The 594-nt window shown below is 73.1% G+C and carries 1 protein-coding gene; it reads right to left on the reverse strand.

Translation table 11 applies throughout. From position 1 onward, the window contains the following. The coding region (locus AC1DWF_RS36575; protein ID WP_476843331.1) for a Bug family tripartite tricarboxylate transporter substrate binding protein at positions 1-594 on the reverse strand (594 nt) is incomplete at both ends.

Consider the following 594-nt stretch of genomic DNA (forward strand, 5'->3'; position numbering starts at 1 on the left):
GAGATGATGCGCACGCGGTCGCTGTCGGCGAGCGGCGTCGCGGTCGCGGTGCTGACCCAGGCCAGCGGCAGGTGCCCGCCCATGAGGTCGCGCGTCGAGGCGCCGCCGCCGGCATAGCGGATCTCGTTCAGCTCGATGCCCGCGGATTTCACGAATTGCGCGGCGGTGACGCCGGAGGCGACATCGGCCGTGCCATGCGCGATCCGGCCGGGATTGGCCTTGGCCGCCGCGATCAGCCCCGGCACGTCGCGGAAGGGCGCGTCCACGCTGGCGAGCAGCACGAAGGCGTAGCTCGCGAAGACCGCGAGGGGCGTGAAATCCGCCATGGGGTCGTAGGGCAGCGCGGCCGCGGTGTGGCGCAGCAGCAGATGCGTCGGGTTGAGGCCGATGAGCGTGTATCCGTCGGGCGCGCTGCGCGCGATGACCTCGCTGCCGATGGCGCCGTCGGCGCCGGGCCGGTTCTCGACGATGACGGGCCGGTTCAGCCGCTGGCCGACCGCCTCCATCACCGCGCGCGTGGTGAGGTCCGTGCCGCCGCCGGCGGCATAGGGCACAATGATCCGGACAGGTCGTTGCGGCCAGGCGGGCTGCGCG

The sequence above is a fragment of the Aminobacter sp. P4_D5 genome (assembly GCF_056401815.1).